Source organism: Promineifilum sp. (SeqCode) (assembly GCF_041918635.1).
Taxonomy (GTDB): domain Bacteria; phylum Chloroflexota; class Anaerolineae; order Promineifilales; family Promineifilaceae; genus Promineifilum.
The window spans coordinates 1-2,753 of sequence record NZ_JAYRVJ010000028.1; the positions used below are offsets into that span (position 1 = coordinate 1).

Annotated in this window: 3 protein-coding genes; 2 read left to right on the top strand and 1 reads right to left on the bottom strand. The window is 66.2% G+C overall.

Translation table 11 applies throughout. The annotated features are described in order from the left end of the window. Positions 1–370: dihydropteroate synthase (locus tag ACE3UY_RS01020; RefSeq protein ID WP_374685695.1), on the top strand; the 370-nt coding region annotated here is incomplete at its 5' end. Between the two features lie 128 nt (positions 371–498). Here the strand turns inward: ACE3UY_RS01020 and coaBC are convergent. Next, entirely contained in the window at positions 499–1,734 is a 1,236-nt protein-coding gene (coaBC, locus tag ACE3UY_RS01025; RefSeq protein ID WP_374685696.1) for a bifunctional phosphopantothenoylcysteine decarboxylase/phosphopantothenate--cysteine ligase CoaBC, read from the bottom strand. A 174-nt stretch (positions 1,735–1,908) separates the two neighbouring features. On the opposite strand from coaBC, the gene ACE3UY_RS01030 reads away from it, so the two are divergent. Further along, positions 1,909–2,753 (top strand): hypothetical protein (locus ACE3UY_RS01030; protein WP_374685697.1); only part of this gene is annotated, 845 nt, incomplete at its 3' end.

A 2,753-nucleotide genomic window follows, 5' to 3' on the forward strand; every position in this document is an offset into this window, starting at 1 on the left:
ACACGAGGACGTGTTGATCGACCCGCTGGTCATGCCCATCGGCGCGGTGCGTTACGCCGGGCGGCAGGTGTTCGAGATCGTCCGGCGCTGCCGCGATGAGTTGGGCGTCAATACCTGCTGTGGAGCCAGCAACGTCTCCTTCGGCCTGCCCAACCGCACCCCACTCAACGCCGCCTTCCTGACAATGGCGATTGCCTCCGGGCTGACAGCGGCCATCACCAACCCGCTGGAGGCGGAGATCAAGCAGGCCATCATGGCCGCCAACGTGATGATGGGCCACGACGAGAACTGCGCGGCCTGGATACAGACGAGCCGCGGCGAGACGGCCGGCGCTGAACGCCCCGAGCGCCGCCGGCGAGTCCGCACGTAGAGGCAAATTTAAGGCAAGTTCATTAAGAGCTCACGCAAAGACCGCAAAGGAAGCCAAGAACGCCAAGAAATACTCTTCTTGGCGTTCTTGAGACTCTTAGCGGTCTTTGCGTGAGCTCTTGTGCGCGCTTAGTGCGCATTAGGGCTAAGCGCCGCGGCAACGTGGTGGACGAGCCGCTCGGCCACGGCCGTCTTACTCTGCAACGGCATCTCCTCCACCACCCCGGCCGAACTGAGCAGCACGACGCGGTTGGTGTCCACGGCGAAGCCTGCCCCCTCGGCCGTCACGTCGTTGACGGCGATGAAGTTCAGCCCCTTGCGCAGCAGTTTGTCGCGCCCATACTCGAAAGCGTTGTGCGTTTCGGCGGCGAAACCCAACACGACGCGCGGGAAGCCTGTCCGGTCGCGCTGTTGCTTGACCGCCGAGAGAATGTCCAGCGTCTTTTCCAGCCCAATCGCCAGCCCCCAATCGGCGCTCTCGTTCTTCTTGATCTTGCGGTCGGAGACCGTCTCCGGCCGGAAGTCGGCCACGGCGGCGACCATGAACAGCACGTCGGCATCGGGGACGCAACTCAGGACGGCATCGCCCATCTCCTGCGTCGTCTGGACGTGGACGACGCGCGCGCCGTAGGGCGGCGGCTCGCACACTGGCCCGGCGATCAGCGTCACCTGCGCCCCCGCGTCCAGCGCCGCCTGGGCCACGGCGATGCCCTGCTTGCCGCTGGAACGGTTGCTGATGAAGCGCACCGGGTCGAGCGCCTCACGCGTGGGGCCGGTGCTGACGACGACGCGCCGGCCGCGCAGCGCGCCCCCGGCAGCCAGCGCCAGACGTACTTCGTTTAGCAACTCCATCGGTTCCAGCATTCGCCCCAGCCCGCTCAGGCCCGAGGCCATGCGCCCCTCGGCCGGCCCAACGACCCGGTAGCCCAGGCTTCCCAGCTTGCGCACATTCTCCCGCGTCGCCGGGTGCTCGTACATACCGCCGTCCATCGCCGGCGCAACCAGGATGGGGCAGCGCGCCGCCAGCGCGGTAACGGTCAGCAGGTTGTCGGCCAGACCGTGGGCCAGCTTGGCGATGGTGTTGGCCGTGGCCGGAGCGATGAGGTACAGGTCGGCTGTCTCGCCCAGGCCGACGTGGCGGACGTGCTCCTCCAGCGCCCACATGTCGTCGTGGACGGGGCGGCCGGTGACGGAGCGAAAGGCCAGCGGCGTCACAAAGCGCGCCGCTGAACCGGTCAGGATCACATCCTCTAACGCGCCCGCCTGGGTCAGCTTCGAGGCGAGGTCGATGGATTTGTAAGCGGCGATTGAGCCTGTGACGCCGAGGAGAATGCGTTTGCCCTGCAGGACGGTGATGGGTTCCATGCGGGGAGTGTAGCAGAATGAGGGGGAAGAGGCAGCAGGGGAGCAGGGGGGCCGGGGAGCAGGGGTGAAAGAGCCAGTAGTTGATTGTCTCTTTTCTCCCCTGCTCCCCCGCCCCCCTGCTCCCCTGCTCTTCAAAGCTGTTTCACACCAACCAGTAGCGCTATAATCGCCCGCGTGAAACCTCGAACAACGAAGAACCGCCGTCTTATTCAACTGGTCCTCCTTAACGCCATCGTGATTGCCCTGGTTGTGCTGTGGAACCGCCAGGAGCAACGGTCCAACGTCCTGGTGGCCGTGGCCAAGGGCAAGCAGATGCTCGATATGCCCGCCGCGCTGGCCGGCTACCCGGCCGGCTACGCGCTCGATACGAGCCACGTGCGAGACCTAGCGCTGGCCGACCCCGCTCTGGCGGCGACGCTGGCGGGCAAGGAAACCGAATTCCTCTCGGCTGTGCTCATGCCCGCGGGCGAGGCGCGCTACTGGCAAGACCAGGGCTGCGGCCAACTCAACTGCGCCTACGTCACCCTCTACAACTACACCGACGAGGGCACAGTCGAGGCCGTGGTCAACCTGGATCGGGAGCAAGTGGTTGGGCAGTGGACGAACGCCGAAGCCCGGCCGGGCGGCAGCGTCCAGGTGCTGCCCAAGGCGATGGCTATCGCCGCGGCCGACGCCCAGGTGCGGGCTATCCTCGGCGAAGACATCGGCCTCATGGATCCGGCCATGATCCCCATGTCTGGCTGGTTGATGGATGACGCCTGCCGCGAGGATTGGTGCGTCGATCTGACCTTCCACGACCCGGCCGGTACGGGGCGCGTCTTCCACGTCTTTGTCAACCTGGAAGAGGAGGTGGTGGCGCGCACCTTCTACACCCGCGCCCGGGCGGACCGCAGCGCCGGCAAGCCGTTGACCCAGCGCAATGCCTTCACCGACGGCTGCCACGAGCAGCACGGCTGGAGCGTCTGCTGGGAAATGACGGCCAACGATGGCATCAACTTCCGCGACGCGACGTTCGGGGG

Excerpts from the sequence above, each read along its gene's own strand:
- coaBC (WP_374685696.1), bottom strand. The coding sequence starts at position 1,734 with ATGGAACCCATCACCGTCCTGCAGGGCAAACGCATTCTCCTCGGCGTC.